This window comes from Pseudolysobacter antarcticus (assembly GCF_004168365.1).
In the GTDB taxonomy this organism is placed as follows: Bacteria; Pseudomonadota; Gammaproteobacteria; order Xanthomonadales; family Rhodanobacteraceae; genus Pseudolysobacter; species Pseudolysobacter antarcticus.
In genome coordinates this window covers 1,412,190-1,432,789 of record NZ_CP035704.1, presented here as the reverse complement: position 1 = coordinate 1,432,789, position 20,600 = coordinate 1,412,190, and the positions used below count along the sequence as shown (strand labels likewise).

At 57.9% G+C, this 20,600-nt stretch carries 18 protein-coding genes and 2 pseudogenes; 7 read left to right on the top strand and 13 right to left on the bottom strand.

Features of this window, described 5'->3' with window-relative positions:
* Window positions 1-23: 23 nt before the first annotated feature.
* The gene (gene ilvA / locus ELE36_RS06150) at window positions 24-1,592 is read left to right on the top strand and encodes a threonine ammonia-lyase, biosynthetic (protein WP_425480895.1); all 1,569 of its coding nucleotides are present in this window, start codon (window positions 24-26) and stop codon (window positions 1,590-1,592) included.
* Window positions 1,593-1,748: 156 nt separating this feature from the next.
* Here ilvA and ELE36_RS06145 read toward each other — a convergent pair.
* The 3 genes and pseudogenes from ELE36_RS06145 to ELE36_RS06135 all read right to left on the bottom strand — a co-directional run.
* Window positions 1,749-1,955 (bottom strand): annotated as a pseudogene (locus ELE36_RS06145) (transposase); the annotation flags it as partial.
* Window positions 1,956-1,998: 43 nt separating this feature from the next.
* Window positions 1,999-2,343 (bottom strand): hypothetical protein, encoded by a 345-nt coding sequence (locus tag ELE36_RS06140; protein ID WP_129832232.1) that lies wholly within the window; start codon window positions 2,341-2,343, stop codon window positions 1,999-2,001.
* The gene (locus ELE36_RS06135) at window positions 2,334-4,331 is read right to left on the bottom strand and encodes a hypothetical protein (RefSeq protein WP_129832231.1); all 1,998 of its coding nucleotides are present in this window, start codon (window positions 4,329-4,331) and stop codon (window positions 2,334-2,336) included. Before ELE36_RS06135 ends, ELE36_RS06140 begins: the two co-directional genes overlap by 10 nt.
* Before the next feature lie 153 nt (window positions 4,332-4,484).
* Between ELE36_RS06135 and ELE36_RS21140 the strand changes: the two are divergent.
* A pseudogene (locus tag ELE36_RS21140) lies at window positions 4,485-4,643 on the top strand (threonine ammonia-lyase, biosynthetic); the annotation flags it as partial.
* Window positions 4,644-4,654: 11 nt separating this feature from the next.
* On the opposite strand, the gene ELE36_RS06130 reads toward ELE36_RS21140, so the two are convergent.
* Window positions 4,655-5,444 (bottom strand): IS5 family transposase gene (locus tag ELE36_RS06130; RefSeq protein WP_129832135.1). Its coding sequence is split into 2 segments (ribosomal slippage): window positions 4,655-5,183 and window positions 5,182-5,444, totalling 792 coding nucleotides; the frame shifts between segments, so codons are not numbered across the junction.
* Window positions 5,445-5,501: 57 nt separating this feature from the next.
* On the opposite strand from ELE36_RS06130, the gene ELE36_RS06125 reads away from it, so the two are divergent.
* From ELE36_RS06125 to ELE36_RS06115, 3 genes are all read left to right on the top strand, one after another.
* Entirely contained in the window at window positions 5,502-5,687 is a 186-nt protein-coding gene (locus tag ELE36_RS06125; RefSeq protein ID WP_129836676.1) for an ACT domain-containing protein, read from the top strand.
* A 326-nt stretch (window positions 5,688-6,013) separates the two neighbouring features.
* Complete coding sequence (locus ELE36_RS06120) at window positions 6,014-6,445, top strand: GFA family protein (protein WP_129832230.1); 432 nt, start codon at window positions 6,014-6,016, stop codon at window positions 6,443-6,445.
* A gap of 179 nt (window positions 6,446-6,624) precedes the next feature.
* A complete protein-coding gene (locus ELE36_RS06115) occupies window positions 6,625-7,110 on the top strand; it encodes a hypothetical protein (RefSeq protein ID WP_129832229.1) in 486 nt (161 codons plus the stop codon).
* A gap of 101 nt (window positions 7,111-7,211) precedes the next feature.
* Here the strand turns inward: ELE36_RS06115 and ELE36_RS06110 are convergent, their stop codons facing one another.
* From ELE36_RS06110 to ELE36_RS06095, 4 genes are all read right to left on the bottom strand, one after another.
* Window positions 7,212-8,144, bottom strand: a complete 933-nt coding sequence (locus tag ELE36_RS06110; RefSeq protein ID WP_129832228.1) for a M23 family metallopeptidase — start codon at window positions 8,142-8,144, stop codon at window positions 7,212-7,214.
* A gap of 270 nt (window positions 8,145-8,414) precedes the next feature.
* Entirely contained in the window at window positions 8,415-10,148 is a 1,734-nt protein-coding gene (locus tag ELE36_RS06105) for an alpha/beta hydrolase family protein (RefSeq protein WP_129832227.1), read from the bottom strand.
* A 172-nt stretch (window positions 10,149-10,320) separates the two neighbouring features.
* Window positions 10,321-10,917, bottom strand: coding sequence for a hypothetical protein (locus ELE36_RS06100; RefSeq protein WP_129832226.1), 597 nt, complete (start codon window positions 10,915-10,917; stop codon window positions 10,321-10,323).
* Window positions 10,914-11,237, bottom strand: coding sequence for an autorepressor SdpR family transcription factor (locus tag ELE36_RS06095; protein WP_129832225.1), 324 nt, complete (start codon window positions 11,235-11,237; stop codon window positions 10,914-10,916). The genes ELE36_RS06100 and ELE36_RS06095 overlap by 4 nt, the downstream gene beginning before the upstream one ends.
* A 289-nt stretch (window positions 11,238-11,526) precedes the next feature.
* Here ELE36_RS06095 and rapA point away from each other — a divergent pair, with 289 nt between their 5' ends.
* Window positions 11,527-14,376 (top strand): RNA polymerase-associated protein RapA, encoded by a 2,850-nt coding sequence (gene rapA, locus ELE36_RS06090; protein WP_129832224.1) that lies wholly within the window; start codon window positions 11,527-11,529, stop codon window positions 14,374-14,376.
* Between the two features lie 42 nt (window positions 14,377-14,418).
* On the opposite strand, the gene ELE36_RS06085 is transcribed toward rapA, so the two are convergent.
* Window positions 14,419-15,069 (bottom strand): rhomboid family intramembrane serine protease, encoded by a 651-nt coding sequence (locus ELE36_RS06085; RefSeq protein ID WP_340642634.1) that lies wholly within the window; start codon window positions 15,067-15,069, stop codon window positions 14,419-14,421.
* 131 nt (window positions 15,070-15,200) lie between these two features.
* Here ELE36_RS06085 and ELE36_RS06080 point away from each other — a divergent pair, with 131 nt between their 5' ends.
* Window positions 15,201-15,833 carry a 2OG-Fe(II) oxygenase gene (locus ELE36_RS06080; RefSeq protein ID WP_207215876.1) on the top strand — a complete coding sequence of 211 codons (633 nt, stop codon included), beginning with the start codon at window positions 15,201-15,203 and terminating at the stop codon, window positions 15,831-15,833.
* A 34-nt stretch (window positions 15,834-15,867) separates the two neighbouring features.
* Here the strand turns inward: ELE36_RS06080 and ELE36_RS06075 are convergent, their stop codons facing one another.
* From ELE36_RS06075 to ELE36_RS06060, 4 genes are all read right to left on the bottom strand, one after another.
* Window positions 15,868-16,908: a lipase secretion chaperone gene (locus tag ELE36_RS06075; protein ID WP_129832223.1), complete on the bottom strand. Its 1,041-nt coding sequence runs from the start codon at window positions 16,906-16,908 to the stop codon at window positions 15,868-15,870.
* Window positions 16,909-16,958: 50 nt separating this feature from the next.
* Complete coding sequence (locus tag ELE36_RS06070) at window positions 16,959-17,891, bottom strand: lipase family alpha/beta hydrolase (protein ID WP_129832222.1); 933 nt, start codon at window positions 17,889-17,891, stop codon at window positions 16,959-16,961.
* Between the two features lie 212 nt (window positions 17,892-18,103).
* Window positions 18,104-18,961, bottom strand: coding sequence for a hypothetical protein (locus ELE36_RS06065; RefSeq protein WP_129832221.1), 858 nt, complete (start codon window positions 18,959-18,961; stop codon window positions 18,104-18,106).
* A 478-nt stretch (window positions 18,962-19,439) separates the two neighbouring features.
* Window positions 19,440-20,555 (bottom strand): alpha/beta hydrolase-fold protein, encoded by a 1,116-nt coding sequence (locus tag ELE36_RS06060; RefSeq protein ID WP_129832220.1) that lies wholly within the window; start codon window positions 20,553-20,555, stop codon window positions 19,440-19,442.
* Window positions 20,556-20,600: the final 45 nt, after the last annotated feature.

The following is a 20,600-nucleotide window of genomic DNA, read 5'->3' as shown; positions in this document are numbered from 1 at the left end:
CAAGGATGTCATCGCGAGTTGTCGTGTCCTTTGCCGCAGCTCTCCCCAGCACGGCTCCGACACGGCATACTCGGCGCATGGCCTACGACTATCTCACCCAGATTCTCACCGCGCGCGTTTACGACGTCGCGCAGGAAACCGCGCTCGAACACGCGCCCGAACTGAGTCGCCGCACTGGCAATCGCGTGCTGCTGAAACGCGAGGATCAGCAGCCGGTGTTCTCGTTCAAATTACGCGGCGCCTACAACAAGATGGCGCGACTCAGTGCGGCCCAGCTCAAGCGTGGCGTGATCGCTGCGAGCGCTGGCAATCACGCGCAAGGTGTCGCGTTATCGGCTCAGAAACTCGGCTGCCACGCCATCATCGTGATGCCGACCACCACGCCGCAAATCAAGATCGATGCGGTGCTGCGCCGCGGTGCCGAAGTGGTGCTGGCCGGCGACAGTTATTCGGATGCGTACGAACACGCACTCGCGCTCGCCGAGAAATCTGGCGCAGTGTTTGTGCATCCGTACGACGATCCCGACGTGATCGCCGGGCAAGGCACGATCGGCATGGAAATCCTGCGCCAGCAACAAGGCCCGCTTGATGCGATCTTCGTCGCGATTGGCGGCGGCGGCTTGATTTCCGGCATCGCCGCGTATGTGAAACGCGTGCGTCCCGAAGTGAAAATCATCGGTGTACAACCGAACGATTCGGATGCGATGGCGCAGTCGGTGCGGCTCGGGCGACGTGTGAAACTCGCACAGGTCGGCTTGTTCGCCGATGGCGTGGCGGTCAAGCAAGTCGGCAAGGAAACCTTCCGCATCACGCGCGAACTCGTCGATGAAATCATCACCGTCGATACCGATGCAATCTGTGCCGCACTCAAGGATGTGTTTGAGGATACGCGCGCGATTCTCGAACCCGCCGGTGCGCTCGCGATCGCCGGGCTCAAGGCGTATGTCGCGCGCGAAAAGTGGCACGACAAAACTCTGGTCGCGATCGCGTGCGGCGCGAACATGAATTTCGACCGACTGCGTTTTGTTGCCGAACGCGCCGAGCTCGGCGAAGCGCGCGAAGCGATTTTCGCCGCGACCATTCCCGAACGCCCCGGCAGCTTTCGCGCCTTCTGCGAACTGATCGGCAATCGTTCAGTCACCGAATTCAACTACCGCTACGCCGATGCCAAGGACGCACATATTTTTGTCGGCGTGCAAGTGAAAAGCCGCGATGAAATCGGCAAGCTGCTGGTCACGCTGAAAAAGGCCGGCATCGCCGCGCAGGATTTATCCGACAACGAAATGGCCAAGCTTCACGTGCGCCATCTGGTCGGCGGCCACGCGCCCACCGTCGAAAACGAAATCGTCTACAGCTTCGAATTTCCCGAACGCCCCGGCGCGCTGCTGAAATTCCTGAGCCACATGAGCGCGGGCTGGAACATCAGCCTGTTCCACTACCGCAACCATGGCGCCGACACGGGCCGCGTACTCGTCGGCATTCAAGTGCCGCCGTCGGATAAAAATGAGTTCAAGCGATTCCTCGCGGAGCTTGGATATCCGTTTGTGGATGAGAGCGAGAATCTGGCTTATCGGATGTTTTTAGGGAAATAATTTTACGCACAAAATGAGCCGGTTAGCATTATTTCGATAGGAACCTATCTCCGTAGGCAAACGTCTGCACTTCGCAGTCTTCTTATCGTATGGCGTGCCGGCAATTCACGTATCAAGGAAAGAAATCGCCTTCTGCGTCAAGCTATCCTCGAGTCATCGTTCATGGCGATGCGACTTCAAGTCGCGAAACGACAATTCGATCTGCATGCGTTTGGCGTACATCGCGACCCATTGCCGTGCGTTCAGATCGCTCAATTGCGATGACGCCACCAGCAACCCCGGTTCGCGCTCGATGATGGCTTTGACGACAGAGTGCGTGTGTTGTCCGCGGCCAGCTAGCGCACCGCGTAAGCGACGTGGCATGCGATTGTGTACGGAATGACTTTCAGGCCCGCAGGCGAATGCGTCATTCGAATCCGGTTCGGAAGATCACGTCGTTCGCGTGCACGCTCCAGAATCCTCCGACGATACTGTCTGAAGCAACTGTCATCGCGGTCGAGGGCCCGGCGACCGGTTGGCCGATCGTGCCGGTCATCGTGTAGCCGTTTGCGCCGGTCATCGCGCCGCCGCCGTTGGCCGTCGTGACATTCCAGTGCAGGTCGTAGCCGCCCGCCGACTGACCGAGCGCGAGCGGCGCGGCGAGTGCAAGTATGCCGAACAGCAAAGGCATGCACACCAAGTTGGACGGGCGACGACGGGGCATCGCGCTGTCGGCGAGCGCCCGCGCGATCCGAAAGGCAATCACGGGCATGCGCCGACGCACTTGGCGACGCGCAATTCGTTGCCGTCGGCGTAGGCGGCGACAGCGAGACCATCGGACCCCCGACCCACAGCAAATGTCGCATTCGCCAAGCCATCCAATGTACTGCCGACGTTTGAACCTCCGAAATTGCACGAGGAAAAACTGCAGTCGACGACTTTGATCAGATTGTCCTGACTGTAGGCCAAAACAGGCGATTGAGTTCCGACCAGTGCCGCACTGATGGCAGTGACATTGCTGCTCGCAAGGGCGACTTGAGCGGGTAGCAGGGGCGACATTGACCGCACGGCCAACTTGCCTGCAGCGTTGCGGAATGCGACCAAGATGCTGCCACTAGCATTCAGCATGGATAGCAGCGGCGGCGAAGCGTTCGGCGTAGCGATCGCGGTGGGCGAACAGCCCGAGGTGCAGTTATAGAAGTACGCCCCCGTCGAATTTGTATAGGCATAGTACACCGTCGCGTGATCGATGGTCGCGGCGAATATCGAACCAACTCCGGTCACGAGCGTGTCGATGCCGCCGCTGAGCGAAGTACAGGAGCCGCTACATGTTGCGCGACGCAGATTGTTGCTGGAGTCCACGTACACGATGTAGTAGCGATTGAGCGACGCGTCGACCAGCAAAACGGGAGCCGTAATGGAACTGGTCTGTGTTAACACCGAAACCGCGCTTGTCGCCGTGCATGCGACATTGCTGCACTTCACCGTATAGAAGGGAGCGCCTCCCGCATTCGGCACTGCAAAACTAACCAGGGGCAAACCATCGCTGCCGACAACAATCGAAGATCCGCCGAAGACGACGCTAGTGCTTCCGGGGTCATATACGGTCGTCAAGATCGGAGCCAGGCACGCCGCTTCGGTACATTTCGCAACGATCACTACGTGCTTCGAATTGACAACGGCCGTGTAGCTGATGACCGGAAACCCGTCGCTACCGAAAGCCATTGAAGGCAGACTCGCGAGCTTGCCCCAATAGGAAGTAATGCGAGGCGAATATCCGATGGGAGGTATCGTTGTGACTTGCTCTTGCTCACACGTCACGCTGCCGTCGGCGTTCACCACGCGCATGTAGAAGCCCGGGTCGCAGGTGCCTGTGGTGCGTGCCTGAACCTGTGAGGTGTCGATCTGTGCAAGGCCGACGCCGCCGGGTGCAATACCCAACGTGCCCGACGTGGAAATCGGCCCACCGGCCAGTGTCGCATCGGTCGCGATGTTCGTGACGGTGCCCGTGCCGGCGCTGCCGCAGCTGACTGTGCCGTCCGCATTGATCGACTTCACCATCTGGTTGCCGCTGCAGGACCCGTTGACGCGCTGCTGCACTTGCGCAGGATTGATCTGCGTAGTGCCGACCGCGCCGGATGCGATACCGAGCGTGCCGGTGGAAGTGATGGGACCACCGGAGAGAGTCGCATCGGTAGCGATGTTGGTGACCGTGCCGCTTCCGGCGGACTCGCAGGTGACCGTGCCGTTTTGCGCGATGGCGCGGATGCTGGATCCCACCGTGCACGTGCCGCCTACGCGCGCCTGCACCTGCGACGGCACGATCTGCGCCGCCCCGACGCTGGCATTCGATATCGAATAGGCCAATACCGCCGTCTGCGATTGCAGCGCGTAAGGTGCGCTCTGGATCTGCGTGCGTGGCGTCAGGATATTGCCGTTTGCTGTCACCTCGAGCCAACGTTGATCGCTGATGAGCGTGTTGAACAACCCGGCGAAATCGAGCGTAACGGTGAAGATGCCGTTGCTGACGGTCACTGCGCTGGCGCCGGTAAATGGAACCTGGCCCAGAGGCGAACCGTTCTGTGGTGCGTCGAACAGAGTAAACAGCATATCGACGTTCGCCGTCACCGGTGCGCCGTTGTGCAGTAACTCGCCTTGATAGGTAAACGCGCTACCTTGCGGTACTTGCGCGACCAGCGTCGATGAAAGCAACAGCAGCCATGCGGCCGCCAGACATGCAAATACGCGGAATCGTTTCAAGACATCCCCCTGAATGTGGCAACGGTGGGGCGAGTTTAGCACTGCAAACAGTCGCCGCGTTTGTCTTACAAAAACGCTGCCATCGCGCGCATTTTGATGGCCGGACGCAAATTTGTCGGCCGATGCTGAGAGACTACCGGCGCGACCGCGCGCTTCGCAGAGCAGCGCGAGCTGGTCGATGAAATCATCACCGTCGATACCGACGCGAACTGCGCCGCACTCAAGGATATGGTCGCGATCGCCCGCGGCGCCAACATGAATTTTGACCGGCTGTGTTTTGTTACCGAGCGCGCCGAACTAGGCGAAGCGCGCTAAGAACCTGTTCAAAGTCTTTTGAGCAGTAGCGTGAGGAAGGCAAGGTGAATGAACTGGAGGCTGGTATTGAGCTTGCGCTCGCAGTTCTTCCAGAGTCGTCGGCATTTCTCCAACCAGGCGAAGGAGCGCTCGACCACCCACCGCTTCGGGATAACGGCGAAGGTATGCAATTCATTGCGTTGGGCGATCTGCACGGTGGCACCGATGGCGCCTTGGACCGCTTCGGCAAAGGGCTGGCCGACGTAGCCGCCATCCGCTAGGACACTTTGTACCCGATGTAGGTTTGCCTGACATCGATCTATCGCCTGCAAGGCGCCCTTGCGATCGGTGACTTCCGCTGTAGTCACCGCAATAGCGTGAGGCAGTCCCTGCGTATCCACGGCAATATGCCGCTTGATCCCCGAGACCTTCTTGCCGGCATCGTAGCCCTTATGCGTCGCCGTGTCGGTGTTCTTTACGCTTTGTGCATCAACGATCAAGAAGCTCGTCATGGCGTTGCGCCCCTGCTTGATACGCACCGCGCCCACCTGATTTTTTTAACGCCCGCTCCAGCAGGCTGATGCCGTTCTCGTCAGGCTCGCTCCAGATCGAAAAGTACGAATGCACCGTTCGCCATTTCGGAAACTCCGTGGGCAGCATGCGCCACTGGCAGCCGCTTTTGAGGAGGTAGCGGACCGCGCAAAATACCTCGTACAGATCCACCCGACGCGGGCTGGTCTTCTTGCGTGCGCTTTCCAGCAAAGGATGAATTTGCTCAAACTGGGCGCGACTGATGTCACTCGGATAGGTTGATCTCATTCCGCCAGTATCAGCACGCCGGTCTCATAGATTGAGACTTTGAACAGGCTCTAAGCGATTTTCGCCGCGAAAATTCCCGAACGCCCTGGCAGTTTCCGCACCTTCTGCGAACTGATCGGCAACCGCTCGGTCACCGAATTCAACTATCGCTACGCAGATGCCAAAGACGCGCATATTTTTGTCGGCGTACAAGTGAAAAGCCGCGATGAGATCGGCAAGCTGCCACCGCAGAAGAACTCCTAGCGACAATCACGGCGACCAAAGAGTTGCTCCATCAAATATCCGCAGCCAGTGATGCATCGGAGCATGACTTATTTCGCCTTGAGAAACTAAGTGTCGCGTGTTCCCGACTTGCTTACCCTAATGGTCTGTCGCTTACCAGTGAAACGCATAACCTGATTGCGTGGTGCGATCATTTGGATTATCCAAAAATAAAGGCAACCTTCATACTTGCGCTCAACACTTCGCCGCTTGCATCCCTTTTGTAACGTTCACAACAGCGCGTTCGACGAAGATGCGTATTACGCAAGTTCGTCGGCTCCTGTCCCGCAGCAACAGAGATCGCAACAATGTTGATCCACGGTCACTGCCACTGCGGGAACATTTCTTTCTGCCTGGAATGGCGGCCCGACCCCGTCGATATCCCGGCCAACGCGTGCGGCTGCTCGTTCTGCATCAAGCACAGCGGTGTCTGGACGGCCAATCCGGGTGGCGCACTGAAGGTGACGATAAAAGATTCCGCGCGCGTCTCGCGATATGCGTTTGGTACACGCACGGCGGAGTTCCATGTCTGCATGCGGTGCGGCATCGTACCTGTGGTCACGAGCCGCATCGACGAACGAGTTTACGCGGTGTTCAATATCAATACGTTTGAGGATTTTGATACATCGCTGTTACGCCGCGCAGCGACCAACTTCGATGGCGAAGGTACCGACTCTCGCCTCGCGCGCCGCCAGAGCAACTGGATCGGCGATGTTGAGTTCAGCGCGGGCGAGAACTGATAACCGATGAATCTTCTCGCCGTCGCCAGCCCCGCAAAACGAATCGGATCTCGCGGCAATGTTGTAAACGCCGAAGAATGAGGGCGGTTATCGTCGACAATCTGTTCGTTACCGCCATGCGTTGACGTCTAATAAAGCGCACAGTTGCATCCGCAACTCCGCGTCACGAGAAAATCAAGATGGCCAGCCCGCGCCGCTCCAAAAAATCACCGGCCCCACAAAAAAATGGCGCACGTGCAAAGGCACCCGCTGTCGCATTGCCGCGTTGGCGCTGGCCGCTTTATCTTGCGATCGCGGCCGGGGTTTTTTCCATCCTGTTCGTGAAAATCGGCGTGGTCATTCCCGATCAATACTTGAGCTTGGCTGCTTGGCAAGACTCCGATGGCCTCACCAGACTGGTAGGCACTACGCTGTTCACAGCGCTGATCATGGCGTTGATAAAACTTTTTCTCGACCAGGTGTTGCTCGGCATTGCACAGCGTAAATCTACGCTTTCGATTGCCGGAGATCTAGCGATCTCCATGGCAAAAGTCGCAGCAGGTGTGGTTGTCGAAGGCGTTATCGATGCGGCTGCCAGTTCGGCCTCGGGCGGCGATTCCGGATCGGGCGAGTTCAAAGGCGGCGGCGGTAGTTTTGGCGGTGGCGGCGCCTCGGGAGATTTCTGATCACCTCGAACGAACTACACACGCTGGATCTTTAGCTGACGAAATCGACATCGGTGATCGCAACCACCGATGTCGATTGACGGCATAAAATGTCCGCCGTTTCAGCCTTCGTCGTTGAGCGGCGTCTCGCCCTCTTTCGGTACTTCGTGATCGGCCTTGCGGATTTTTTGCTCGGCCGCAGCTTTTGAATCACTCACGCTTGGCAGCTTGGCTGGCGCTTCGAGCAAACGCTCCGGATCGATACGCTTGCCGAGCCAGCGCAGGCCGATATGTAAATGCGGGCCGGTGCCACGACCGGATCTGCCAACAACGCCAAGGGTCTGACCACGCTTGACCACATCGCCGGTTTTTACCGCGAGCGAATTCATGTGGAAATACATGCTCACAAGGCCATCGCCGTGATCGATATACACCGCATTGCCGGTGAAGAAATGATCCGCCGCGAGAACCACGGTACCCGCCGCCACAGCCTTGACCGGGCTGCCTTCATTAACCGGAAAATCCAGCCCGCTGTGCAGGCTTTTTACCTTGCCGTTGAACGTACGCATGCTGCCAAAATCGTTCGCGCTTTTTGGCAACGAGCTGGCCGGCTTGCCGAGCGGTAACGAAAATTGCGGCGCATGGTCGGAGCCGCGCAGAACCTTCGCAACCTCGGCGGTTTCTTTCTGCGCACGCGCAAGATCCGCGGCAGAAAGGTCGATAAAGCCAATCAAACTCGGCGGCAGTTCAATCGGTACTTCAGGGAAATCCTGCTTCTCGACTGTCACATAACCGAGATGCTGCTTGCCTTGCTGATCCCACAGCGCAATCTCGTGACTGCCAACGCTGGTCTGGATGTCGATCGGGTAATAACACACCGAACCGACCGCGGCATAACGCTTGCCGTAGATGCCACAATCTTTCGCCGCCATGCCCGCCCAGCGCGCGACACCGCCCTGCGGCGCGGTCACCACCGAATTACCTGCAGCGATTGTTGTGCCGGAAATGGCGCACAACAAGATGGCACTGATGAGTGTTGCGAATAGCTTGCTCATGTTCAATTCGACTCCCCTGAATGGCGCTCGACGGTTGGCATTGCTCGCTGGACTGTAGCAAAACGCGCTCGCCGATAGTGTGCGCTTGCGAACATAGCCTCGAGTTATCGGGAGCGGCGATTTCGTTGGCAGCGATTTCAAGGCGATGGCGGCAGCGTTGGTGATGGCAGCGCATGGGGACCTGCTGACGCGCACGGGGCTTTTCGGCTTGCATCACGCGACCCGTATCTCGCGATGCTGCAGCACCGAGCAGTGATACCGGCGGAAATTTCAGCGCGAAAAACGCGCATTGATCCAATCGCCGATCAATCGCAGCGCGGTCGGTGCGAAGGTTTCGCTGATCTCGGCGTACTCGGCAATCGCCCCGCTATGCGCGTTCTGAAACAGATGATTCAGCCCCGGCAATTGCTGTGCGGTCACATCCGGGTTATTGCTCGTGGCACGGCGGATAGCAGCGAGATTGGTGCTCGCGGGTACCTGATTGTCCAGACTGCCGTTCAAGGCGAGGATCGGAATATTGATAGCACCAAGAATCGCGATCGGATCGTAGTGAAGTAAATCGCGCAACCAGTCGCTGCTGAGCTGATCGACCAGCGCGGATTTCTGCGTTTCACTGCTGCCCAGTTGTTGCAGCAACTTTGATGTCAACAGCGCGCGGATTTCTGCTTGCGCTGCGGCGCGATCCGGCGCCTTGCCCATCGCCGCGTATATCTTCGCCAGCGCTGGCTCGTTTGCGCGCAATGATGCCTCGGTCTGACCTTGCATCACGCCTGTCAAACGACGTTGCGCGAGCAGCAGCTCGGTCATGCTGGTCGCGGGTGCGGCAAGCAAAACCAAGTACGCAATCGATGGATTATTCACGGCCGCGATCGGCCCGACGATGCCGCCCTGACTATGACCAATCAAGCCGATGGCGTTGCGATTGATCTCGCGCCGCGTTCCAAGAAAATCGACAGCGGCACGTACGTCGCTGGCAAAATCGAGGTCGGCCGCGGCCGTGAAATTTCCGCCCGATTCGCCGACTCCACGATCATCGAAACGCAGAACAGCGATGCCGTTGCGGGTCAGATGATCCGCCAGCACCACAAAGGGTTTGTGACCAGACAGCGACTCATCGCGATCCTGCGGCCCGGAACCGCTGATCAGAACCGCGGCAGGAAAAGGTCCGGCGCCGCGCGGCAACGTCAAGGTGCTAGCCAGCAAAATGTTGGCTGCTGTATTGTCGAACCGAACTGACTCAACAGCATACTCGAACGGTGCATGCGGAGTTTGTGGGCGCTGCATCGAAGTATGTGCCGACTCCGCCGATCGCGTAAAATTTATCGTGGCTTGCGGCTGACCTTCGCGACGCCACAGGCCACTCAAACTCGTCGTGTTGTCGTCCAGTTTGCCGACGAAGTCGACACCTGCGAGCGGCACGCGAAAGTGCACATGCTCGCCATCGCGCGACAGGTCGGTAACGTCCAAGCCGGCGATACCCATATCCGGAGAATCGAGCTTGGCGCGCGTGCCGCGTGTCGAGGTACTGATGCGCAGGATCAGGCGCAGCTCGCTTGCATTTCGTGTGAGCGTTGCGCGCCAGATACCGTCGATGCCATCGATCGCGGGCTGCGGTGGCAGCGGCCCACGCAGCCAGGTCAGCGGCAAAACCGGGCCTTGTTGCCAATTGCCGATCCATGCATCTTTTTTCGCATCGAAGTGCCCCGCATAACTTGCCGAGAGTGTATCGAGCTCCAATTTCAATTGATCTTTTTCCTGCTCGACACGGCTGACGTGAATGAATTGACCGGGCGCCTGATCCACGCTCTCAAGCGCTGCGCTCAGCGTGCCGTGCTCGTCTTGTTGGATCGTGAGTTCAAGGGCGAAAGTGCCGCTGGCGGTCTGCATGCTGCCATGCCACTTTCCTGGCACGTTGGGTGATGCATCGCCGGTCGCATAAGCACAAGGTGCGACAGCCATCACGCCAGCTAGAACGAGGTTTTTTATCCATAGAAATCGATTCATGACAGAGCTCACTTTTTTTGGGATGAGCGCGTTCGCAACCCAGCAAACCTGGCTGGGCCGATCGCGCTCGGAGAAGTTGAGGGTCGAAAGAACGAATCGGCAGCGAGAACTACCGCATCAATTCGCTGACAGCACGCAGTTGGTGAATATGACCTCCGCGCCCGGTTTCAGGCTATCCGCAGGACGGCGGCAAGGATCGATGTTTCACACTCAGCCAAACGACACGCGTGGCGCCGTAAATCGTTGCAGCCAGCAGCACCAGCAATGCTGCATCGTTGGCATAAGGCAGCGGCAACACCAGCAATGCCAACGCGTACCCTGCGCCGCCCAGCACGAGTGCCCAGCCAGCGATTCGCAGCACGACGAGGCCACGCGCAGAGCTCGTTTTTTTCGGAATGGCGTTGGCCAAAACCACTACAATCGCCCCCATCAGGAAGCCGAGGCTGCGCTCGCCGAGTTCACTGGCGAATCCGCCGCTCCAGCCTAGCTGCGCCATCAGCTTGATGCTCAGTGCATTGCTCAGGAGCAATCCGGAAAACACGATCGCCAAAAGGTGCTTGCGCCGTGGCTCCGACAACGTTGCATCCTTGTTTCGATCACCCGCGTCAAAGTAATACACCGCCCATGCTATGCAAATGACGGCTAACGCCAGCCCATACGGCCACGCGCGCTGCGGGCTCAAGTAGCACAGATAAGCGCTGGTTAGAACCACCCACGCGCTGATGACCACGGCGAACGGGAACAGCAATTTTTCGGAGATCGTTTTCATCGTTTTTTCTCACGTTGTGACGATGGTGGTTTGTCTTGCCTAACGCTTGACGGCGCCTTGGCTTGAATACCCAAAAGCTGTGCAAATCCGAGCAGTGCTTCTTCCAGTACCGAAATTTTCAGGCCATACACAATCGTCGTTCCCTGCTTCGTTGCCGCAATCAGATCAGCTTCGCGCAGCACCGAAAAATGCGCTGACATGGTGGGTTTGGAAACCGCAAAATGATCCGCCAGTTCGCCTGCAGTCAGCGGACCATCGCGCAACAGCGTCAGCACCTGGCGCCGGGTTGGATCCGAAATGGCTTTGAATACTTTGCTCATGATTCGTAATTTAGCTAATCATCGAAATAATGTCAACTGGAGTCGAATCGCCAACCGAATATTGAAGTCACAAGCAACGCCGATCCAACGAGGTTCAACGCTATCACAGCATCAAATCCGTGGGTCATCAGGCCGCTCAAGGCGGCAACTTTTTTCGATTCGGCAAACACGCATTGGTGATTGCACTACTTTCCACCGAAGCAGCGCGCAGGCGCGTAATCGCCTTGCGCATTTTTCATTATCGGGCGCGGCGCGCATAATAAGGCGCCAATAGTTACAGGATGTAGGCATGGCTTTTGTTCCCGGACAACGTTGGATCAGCACGGCAGAGCCCGAGCTTGGTCTGGGCACCGTGATGCGCTTGGAAGGGCGCACCGTGCAAGTGGTGTTCGCCACGTCCGGCGTGATCCGCCAATACGCGTTGACCTCGGCCCCGCTGCTGCGCGCCGAGTTCAAATCCGGCGACAGTGTCAGCGGCACCGGCAAGACCTTCATCATCGAGCGCATGGAATTGCGCAACGGCATCGCCTATTACCACGGCGCCGGCATGACCCTGGCCGAAGGCGAGCTCGACGACGTGCAAAACGTATCGAAAGCCGATGAGCGTCTGGTCAGCGGCCGGGTTGATCGGGTCGAGCAATTCGAGTTGCGGGTCGAAGCCTTGCAGCAGCGCGCCGAAGCACAACGCTCGCCGGCTTACGGCTTGGCCTGTGTTCGGGTCGATCTGATTCCGCACCAGTTGCGCGTGGCCGAAATCGCCGCGGCGCGACGCCCGCCGCGCATTCTGCTAGCCGATGAAGTCGGCCTCGGCAAGACTATCGAAGCCGGCTTGATTCTCGCGCGCTTGCTGGCAAGTAATCGTGTCGGTCGCGTGCTGGTGTTGCTACCGGAGAGTTTGGTGTTCCAGTGGTTCGTCGAACTGCTGCGCCGATTTAATCTGTCGTTTGCAATCTTCGACGAAGAACGTTGCGAGGCGATCGAGATGGCGACGCCGGGTATCAATCCGTTCGAGGACGATCAGCTCGTGATCGCCTCGATCGGCTTTCTCGCGGACGCGCCGAAACGCACGCAACAAGTGTTGGATGCGGGCTGGGATTTACTGGTCGTGGACGAGGCGCATCATCTCGCGTGGTCGCCGGAACACAGCAGCACCGAATACGATCTGGTCGATAAACTCGCACAGAAAACGCCGGGCGTGATCCTGCTCACGGCCACGCCGGAACAGCTTGGTCGCACCGGCCATTTTGCGCGTCTGCGGTTGCTCGATCCGGCGCGTTATCACGATTTGGCGCAATTTCAGCACGAGTCGGACGGTTACGCGCAACTCTCGCAGCTTGCCGAAAAACTGCAGGACGGTGCCGCCCTCGATAAGCCGGAGCAAACCGATCTTGCGCAGCGATTGGACAATGATCCGGCGCTGCTGGCGCATCTGAAAAGTTACGGCAAAGGTGATCGCAGCAGCGCCGCGACCTTGATCGATGCGCTGATCGACCGGCACGGCACCGGGCGTGTGATGTTCCGTAATCGTCGCGCGCAGGTCGGCGGTTTTCCGCAGCGCGTGCCGCAGCTGAGCGTGCTCGATGGCACCGAGCTTGACGATGACCAACGCCAACATTTGCTCGCGGAATTTTGCAGCGATGTGCAACAACCGCCCTCGCCGCTCGAACTCAATTACGCCGCCGATGCACGCCTGCCGTGGCTGCTCAATCTGATCGAAACCAGCGGCACGGAAAAGCTGCTGCTGATCTGTCGCAGCCAGGCAAAAGTGCTCGCGCTCGAAGAAGCCTTGCGCACGCGCAGCGGTGTGAAAGTCGCGCGTTTCCACGAGGGCATGAGCATCATTCAGCGTGACCGCAATGCTGCGTTTTTTGCGCAACCCGATGGCGCACGTTTGCTGTTGTGCGCCGAGATCGGTTCGGAAGGTCGCAACTTCCAGTTCGCGCATACGCTGATCCTGTGGGATCTGCCGCTGGATCCCGACATGCTCGAACAACGCATCGGCCGGCTTGATCGTATCGGCCAGAAACATCCGATCGCGATTCATGGCATTGCCTTCAGCGGCAGCGCGCAGCAGGTGTTGTTGCGCTGGTTCGATCAGGGCCTGGATGCATTCCGCACCAGCCCCGCCGATGGCCGCGAATTGCTCAAGCGTTTTCAAACGCCACTGCTCGCGCTGGCGACGCAACACGCGCGCGGGGCGGAGGATTCGGATGCCGAACTCGATGTGCTGATCGCCGAAACGCGTGCCGCGCACGAGGAGCTTGCCGCAGTAATTCATCGTGGCCGCGATCGTTTGCTCGAACTCGCCGCCACGCGCGAAGCGCATGCGGAAACCTTGCGGCTTGCGTTGCTGGCGAGTGATCAGAATGCGACGCTCGATGCATTTGTGCTGCGGTTGTTCGAGCAGTTTGGCATCGAGAACGACGAGCACGGTGAACGTATTTATCTGCTCGATCCCGAGTACCTGAGCACCGACGGTTTTCCGGGTTTACAGGATGGCCCGCAGCAGATCACGTTCGATCGCGCCACGGCGTTGTCGCGTGAAGAATTGCCGTTGCTGCGCTTCGATCATCCGATGGTGATCGGCGCGCTCGAACTTTTGCTCGACGGCGAAAACGGCAATTGCGCGTTTCTTGCCGACGATGTGCTCGCGCCAAAAACCGTGCTGCTCGAATGTGTATTCGTGCTCGATTGTCTGGCCGCGAAATCACTGCATATCGAACGCTTTTTGCCGCCGACGCCGCTGCGTGCGATCGTCGATACCAAGCTGCAATCGCGACCGGATTATCGCGCCAGCCCGAGCAGCCTGCAGCGCGCGCCTGATCGCGATATCGAAGTGCCGCGTTATCGAAAATACCTGTCGACCCTCGTGCCACCGATGCGCAAACGCGCCGAGGAACTCGCGCTAGCCGAAGCAAAAACCGTGATTGCCAATGCACTGCAAGCAGCCGAACTCGAACTCGGTGGCGAGATAGCGCGCCTGACCGCACTCAAGCGCGTCAACCCAAGTGTGCGCCAGCAGGAAATCGATGCGCTGCAAGCGGAACTCGCCGCGTTACGACATGCCTTGCCGCAAGCGCATACGCGACTCGATGCGGTGCGTTTTGTCTGCAGCGCGGACTTCCTCGGCTTGCGTTGATGCCTTTGCGCTGAGCCATGCGCGGCATGGCTCAGTGGCGTATCAACGAATCAGCACGCGCTTTGGTTTGATCGGCAATTGGCCGCGCCAGTACAGGATCAATACGATGCCCGCGAGCATGCCGCCGAGATGCGCGAAATGCGCGACGCCGGGTTGAATTTTGAGCACGCCTGAGAACAATTCGATCGTGGCGTAGATGATCACGAACAACCATGCCGAGATCGGAACCGGAATAAAAGCCAGCATCAGTTTCTGGTGCGGATAGATCATGCCGAACGCGAGCATGACGCCGAATACGCCGCCGGAAGCGCCCAGGGTCGGCACAAAATCGTGACTGACATAAGCGACGATCAACAATTGCGCGACCGCCGCGCCGAGCACGCAGACGAAGTAATAAAACAGATAGGCTCGCGCACCGAGCAGACGCTCGATTGGCGTGCCGACCGACCACAGGCCGAGCATGTTGAACGCGACGTGTCCCACGCTGCCATGCAAGAACGCATACGTGATCAACTGCCACGGCTCGAACTGCACCAGCACCGATGCACCATGCCCCAGCGGCATTAGTTGCGCTGGCCCGATCGGCCACAACGCCAGGTTCAGCAGCATCGGCAAATAAAACAATTGCTGCAGCCCGAACATCACTACGTTTGCGATCACCAACGCCCGCGTTACCGGCGGCACATCCGACATTATCGACACGCTTTTATCCTTGTCTGGAACGATGCGCAGCGCGCTCGTAGTGAGTCATGCTGGCGCAGGGGTGGGTTTGTCCTTGACATAGAATACCTGCATGCATAGGTCGGATTCTGTATCGTGCAGAGATGCTGCCAAACTCCGATTACTTCAAGTCCACCGCTTTGGCTTTGCAACGCGATGGCTACGCGGTGGTACCAGATTTTATCACTCCGATGCTGGCTACCGAACTCGCGCGCGAATGCAATGCACAGAACCTGGCCTCGCTGCTCACGCCGGCGCACGTCGGGCATGGCATGCAACGCCAGCATGCCGAGCTGATCCGCGGCGATCATACCAATTGGTTTAATCCGCTAGCGATGAGCGTAGTGCAAACCGCGTTCTGGGATCAGATGCAGGCGCTGCGGCGCAGCCTCAATCAGCGTCTGTTGCTGGGTCTCGATGCGTTCGAAACGCACTACGCGCTGTATCCGCCGGGCAGCCGTTATCGACGTCACCGCGATCGTTTTCGCGACGACGATCTGCGGGTGTTGTCGATGGTGTGTTATCTCAATGACGATTGGCTGGAAAGCGAAGGCGGCGCGTTGCGGCTGTATCTGCCCGCGCTGCAAACCGACGCACCAGAAACGGAAATTTTTCGCGATATTTTTCCGCACTCGGGCACGCTGGTTGTTTTCCTGAGCGCCGAGTTCGAGCACGAAGTGCTGCCGGCAACACGCAACCGATTGAGCATCGCCGGCTGGTTTTCGCGGCGTGCGTGAATGCCATTTGCGGCGACGTGAGCGTGCGGCGATATCAGCCGCCCGGCGTCGGCAACAGCCCTTCCTGTTCCAGCGATTGAATCCGTACGCGCTCGGTATCGTGAAAACTGCGCACGAGTAAATCATCGATCGCCGCGCGGCGCTGGGTTTCGCTGAGCGCAGTATTGGCATTGATCGCATCGCGCCAATTTTGATACGCGCTGAGCCGCGATTGCCAATCGGCGCGTTGTGCATCGAGCGCATCCAGACGCTGCGCGGCCGGTTCGCCCCACTGTGCCGCACGCGTGTCGTGGCGCGTATTGGCATCAGCGTGCGCGACATCGAATTGCGCTTCCTGGCTGTCAATCAACATCGGTGTTTGCGCCAGCGCGCGCCGATCGCGCAACGATTCGGGCAAAGTCTTATCCAGTTCGGCCAAACTTGCGACGCGTTGTTCCGCGGTCAGCTGTGGATCAGTCTTGAGGTCGCGCTGCGCGAGCGTATAGGCGGCGTAATTTTCGTCGTCGCGGAAAAAAGCATCGGCGATTTCCGTGCCGAGATAACGCAGGCGCAACTCATGCAAGCGCGACAATTGTGCGGACAAATCCGCGATAGGCGACTCGTTCATCAATGCAAGTTGGTAGTCGCGATAACGGTCAAAAACCGCCGCCACTTGTGTCACCTGCGCCGCAGAATATTGCGCGCCAAGCTGCGTCACCAGCAGCGTGCGAATGGCATCGGCGTCGAGTTCGCCGATGCTCGACAGAAAATAGTCGAGCAAGCGGCGTAACTCACGATTGGCGATCAACCGACCATCGCCCGTCCATGCCAACAAACCATCAGGCTGGCTGCCGCGCAACGAACCCGAGCGCAGCACGCGCTCCACATCAGGCGCAGGCGCTGCATGCGCGTGCACGGTGCTGGCAGCAGGCGGGGTTATCGTCGCGACAACTCCGATCGATGCGGCTGGCTGCTCACCACGTGCCGTTGGCGAATTCGCGGGCGCTGGTTGGTGCAGATGCAGCCACGCTGCGCTCGACAAAATCCCTGCAACAAGCAGCGCACCAATCAACCAACGACGAGTGAGCAATGGCATGTCGATCAAGTCGAAGTCGCCGCAACTTTCGTATTGCGGCAACGTGGTGGCTACAAGCCAGCCAACTTCAATCGATTCGCCTGCGTGCGCAACACCGACGCTGGACTCGACGAAAACAATCCGCGCAGGCCGAGCACCTGGTTCACTTCATCGAGATGATTCCAGCCGTAGTCGTCACGCAACACCACACCGAGATGCGACGAGCAACGCCCGACCAGGCCGTCATTGGCTTCGCTGCCGAAAAACAACGAGCCGGCGCCGAGCAAAGCATCGGAAACATCGAAGATATTGGTCAGCACCGACGTGCCACCGAGCGAGTAATAACGGATGCCGTTGACCACCGCAGCACCTTGGCCACATGCGGTGGTCGGCATGCCTTCGGGATGCAGCGCATTGAACTGGGTTGATCCAGCCGTGGTCAGCGAGCTCAGCGCGGCCAGCGAATCCTGCGGGTGTCCATCGCTAGAAAGCAACGCGATGAACGTGCTCAAGGCATTGATGAAACCCGCCGCGAGCTTGTTCTGCAAGGTGCCCGGCGGCGCCAGGGTATTCACACCATCGGCAACCTTGCTGCCAGTATGCGGCGCGCCTAATGACGTAACTGATGCCACCAGATCAGGACGCACCGAAGCGACGTAACGGATAGTCGGGCCGCCGTGACTGTGGCCGATTAGGTTGAATTTCTTGTAACCGTAGACGGCGCGCAAGTTGTCGAGCTGAGTAATCAATTGCTCGCCACGCAAGGTGCTGGAATTGCTCGCCGAAACCTGCGGCGTGAACACCTTGGCGCCGCCGGAACTGAGCTCGGACGGAATGCCGTAGAAATAATCGTAGACGCCACCGAGCGAATCAAAACCCAGCAAGCCATGCACCAGCACGATCGGATATTTGGTTTGGGTGTAATTGCTCTGAGCGAGCGCAGAAAAACTCAGGCACAAAAGCAGAACGGCGCCAGCAAGGCGCAAAGCGGTAGTACGCAACATAATCCCTCCCAGAGAATACGACACGATGGCTGCGGATTCGATGCGATGGAAAGCGCAGTCGGCCGAACCATACACTCGCGTATGGAAAGCTCAAAGGGCGGGTGCAGCATGTGCGAGTTGGATAAACGCGTGCGACACGCGATTCGGAGGATGGCTAACGATTCAAGGGACGCTTGAAATGAAGCATTACAAAACCTGCCCCATAGCTCGTTCTAGTCGCTGCTCCAAAACTCCGTACCATCTACGGAAAAAATCTGATCCCGAGCGTGCTTTCCGCCCTTTATTATGGAAAGGCAGAAAGATTGCTTCTCATCCTTCCAGGTCGGCCAAACCCATTCTGACAAGTTATCTGGCAACACATTCGTGCCATAACACGCAAGATATAAACCACCCTCGACACCGACTTTCAAGACAAAATCTTCTCGCGGGTTTTTGCTAAAACGTTTTGTAATTGAATAACTCCAATCGTAGAGCGCCCAATTTAGTCTTTCATCAGACACATCCGGGGCATCGATATGCTGGCGAACAATCTTCAAGTCATGTAGCTTGACAATGGCTCCCCATGCCTGCACAAATCGAAATACCTCTACCGCCTCCGCTTTTGGCAATTTTTTCATAACCATCGACGAATCGTTTTTATTCAAAACAGGCAATACCTGAACTTTATCGACAGAATCTATCGCACCGAACCGCAGATCAATACCATGAGCTATTTTGCAATTATAATGCCCGGAAATGCTGATCCACTTGTTTTGAATAAATTCTCTTTTGTCCAACTGCGATCTAGTAAGGATCACGGGAATCGAAAATTGATAGGCTAAATGCTCGAAGGATTCCCGCGACTGAAATAACCTTACGTCTTGATCTTCGTAGTGAGCTGAAATTACGCCCAAATAGCCCTCAGTTACAATATTTTGATTATCCCATTTGCAGCTACTGGCAAGCAGAGATGTCAGGGACGCGTCGGGAGATACGCCTGCCTGTACGCCGACGCTCCAGCTACTCAAAACCAGCACCAGCACCAGCACCAGCACCAGCACCAGCACCAGTAGTCGACTATTTTTTAGCATCATTGAATGCCTTTTTTTGTAGCGAGGGTTCTTTTGATCACTATCTCCTGTGTACCACAAGTACACAAGGAAAAGGGTGTCGGACAAAAGCTGCTTGGAGATTACCCCAGCATGCTCATCTCAAAACGTTATCCCATGTGCCATCCTTGAAATGGAACACGTTAAAATCGATTCCGTCGCCTTTCCGATGGCGGAATTCCATGCGCGCCTTGTGAATGCCCGCGCGTAGCGGTGCCACAAATGTGCGGGGATTGCGGTCGTCGGTATCGCCGCGCTCAATGATGAATTTTCCGTCCAGCGCGACTCGCGCCGGCTGCGATGTGTTCAACATGAAAATGTAGCAACCATCTTCTGGAATCACGTAGTCGTTTTCGACGATGCCAGCGTAGTCCCGCGAGGCCACCTCGCCCAGAGCGCTATCAGTGGTCTTGCCCGCGCTGATCGGCGCGCCGCGAAAGCGCGGCCACTGATCCGGCGCCTAGATCGCGTAGTGAAACGTGCTTTTTTCGTCCGGCTTTGTGCTGCGCGCCGGCTTCCAGAAAGTACCGGTTTTTAGATGCAGGGCGAGATCCTGATCGTAGCCGCTGCGCGTCGCGATCAGCTTCAGGTGCAAGCGTGCGGGGTCGGTGACAGCGAGCGTCTGATCCATGCGTGCTGATGCGGTAGTCGGCGTAGAACCATCCGTCGTGAAGTAAATATCGAATCGATCGGTCTCGGCTTCGATGGGCAGCGGCAACGAGGGATCGACCATGCCATCGTCCGGGCCAATCGTTAGCTTCTTCTCCGAGTAGCCGCGATAGAGATAACGCAGGGCGTCATAGGTGGCCTTGAATTTCAGCGAATCGTGCGACTCGTTCTGATATGTGGCGAGCTTCCAGTGGAGCTCGCGCGGCGCCTTTTCGTAGGCGAGCTGGAGACTATCGATGCCCATGCCCTTGCACGCACTACCCTCGCGGCCAGCGATAAAGATGCCCTTGCCCTGCGTCGGTGTCGATGGCAGTGCCGCGGCGACAAGTTTCGACAGCGCCTTGTTGTCCCACCACATCGACGGATCGAGGATGAGGTACCCGTCGAAGATGGTTGGATCGTTCGCGATCACGTAGTTGATGAACAGGCCGCCGAATGAATGACCATGAACAAGATTCACACCGTTGCTCGGGTAGTGCTGATTCACATACGGAACCAACTCGGTTTTCAGAAACGCCATGAACTGCGCTGCGCCGCCTGAGCTCGGTTGGTTAGGCTGCGGCGTCGGCGTAAGGTCGTGATCGCGGCTGTTGATACCCTTGTCATCAAAGAAGTTTGGCACGCTCACGACGATCACCGGCGGCATGAAGCCGGTGGCCTGCAAGAAGTCGACCGACTGCACGACGAGCTTGGCGTTCCAGTCACCATCGAGGACGTAGATGGTTTCGTAGCGACGCGCCGGATCTTTCTCGTTATCTTTCGGCAGGAATACGTCGATTGCCCTCTTCTGATGCAACAGCGTGGAATCGAGCGAGTCTGCGTGCGCGGGTAGCAGTTCCGCACGCGCGGGCAAGCTGGACGTGCCGAAAAAAAATAGCAGACACACGGCGAATAATGATTTGGTCACGTTTGCTCCACGCAGTTAGATAAGTTATCGGGCTTCGATGCGCTG

Excerpts from the sequence above, each read along its gene's own strand:
- rapA (WP_129832224.1), top strand. The coding sequence starts at position 11,527 with ATGGCTTTTGTTCCCGGACAACGTTGGATCAGCACGGCAGAGCCCGAG.
- ELE36_RS06105 (WP_129832227.1), bottom strand. The coding sequence starts at position 10,148 with ATGAATCGATTTCTATGGATAAAAAACCTCGTTCTAGCTGGCGTGATG.
- ELE36_RS06140 (WP_129832232.1), bottom strand. The coding sequence starts at position 2,343 with ATGCCCGTGATTGCCTTTCGGATCGCGCGGGCGCTCGCCGACAGCGCG.
- ELE36_RS06100 (WP_129832226.1), bottom strand. The coding sequence starts at position 10,917 with ATGAAAACGATCTCCGAAAAATTGCTGTTCCCGTTCGCCGTGGTCATC.
- ELE36_RS06095 (WP_129832225.1), bottom strand. The coding sequence starts at position 11,237 with ATGAGCAAAGTATTCAAAGCCATTTCGGATCCAACCCGGCGCCAGGTG.
- ELE36_RS06115 (WP_129832229.1), top strand. The coding sequence starts at position 6,625 with ATGGCCAGCCCGCGCCGCTCCAAAAAATCACCGGCCCCACAAAAAAAT.
- ELE36_RS06065 (WP_129832221.1), bottom strand. The coding sequence starts at position 18,961 with ATGCTAAAAAATAGTCGACTACTGGTGCTGGTGCTGGTGCTGGTGCTG.
- ELE36_RS06120 (WP_129832230.1), top strand. The coding sequence starts at position 6,014 with ATGTTGATCCACGGTCACTGCCACTGCGGGAACATTTCTTTCTGCCTG.
- ELE36_RS06085 (WP_340642634.1), bottom strand. The coding sequence starts at position 15,069 with ATGTCGGATGTGCCGCCGGTAACGCGGGCGTTGGTGATCGCAAACGTA.
- ELE36_RS06075 (WP_129832223.1), bottom strand. The coding sequence starts at position 16,908 with ATGCCATTGCTCACTCGTCGTTGGTTGATTGGTGCGCTGCTTGTTGCA.
- ELE36_RS06070 (WP_129832222.1), bottom strand. The coding sequence starts at position 17,891 with ATGTTGCGTACTACCGCTTTGCGCCTTGCTGGCGCCGTTCTGCTTTTG.
- ELE36_RS06110 (WP_129832228.1), bottom strand. The coding sequence starts at position 8,144 with ATGAGCAAGCTATTCGCAACACTCATCAGTGCCATCTTGTTGTGCGCC.
- ELE36_RS06080 (WP_207215876.1), top strand. The coding sequence starts at position 15,201 with ATGCTGCCAAACTCCGATTACTTCAAGTCCACCGCTTTGGCTTTGCAA.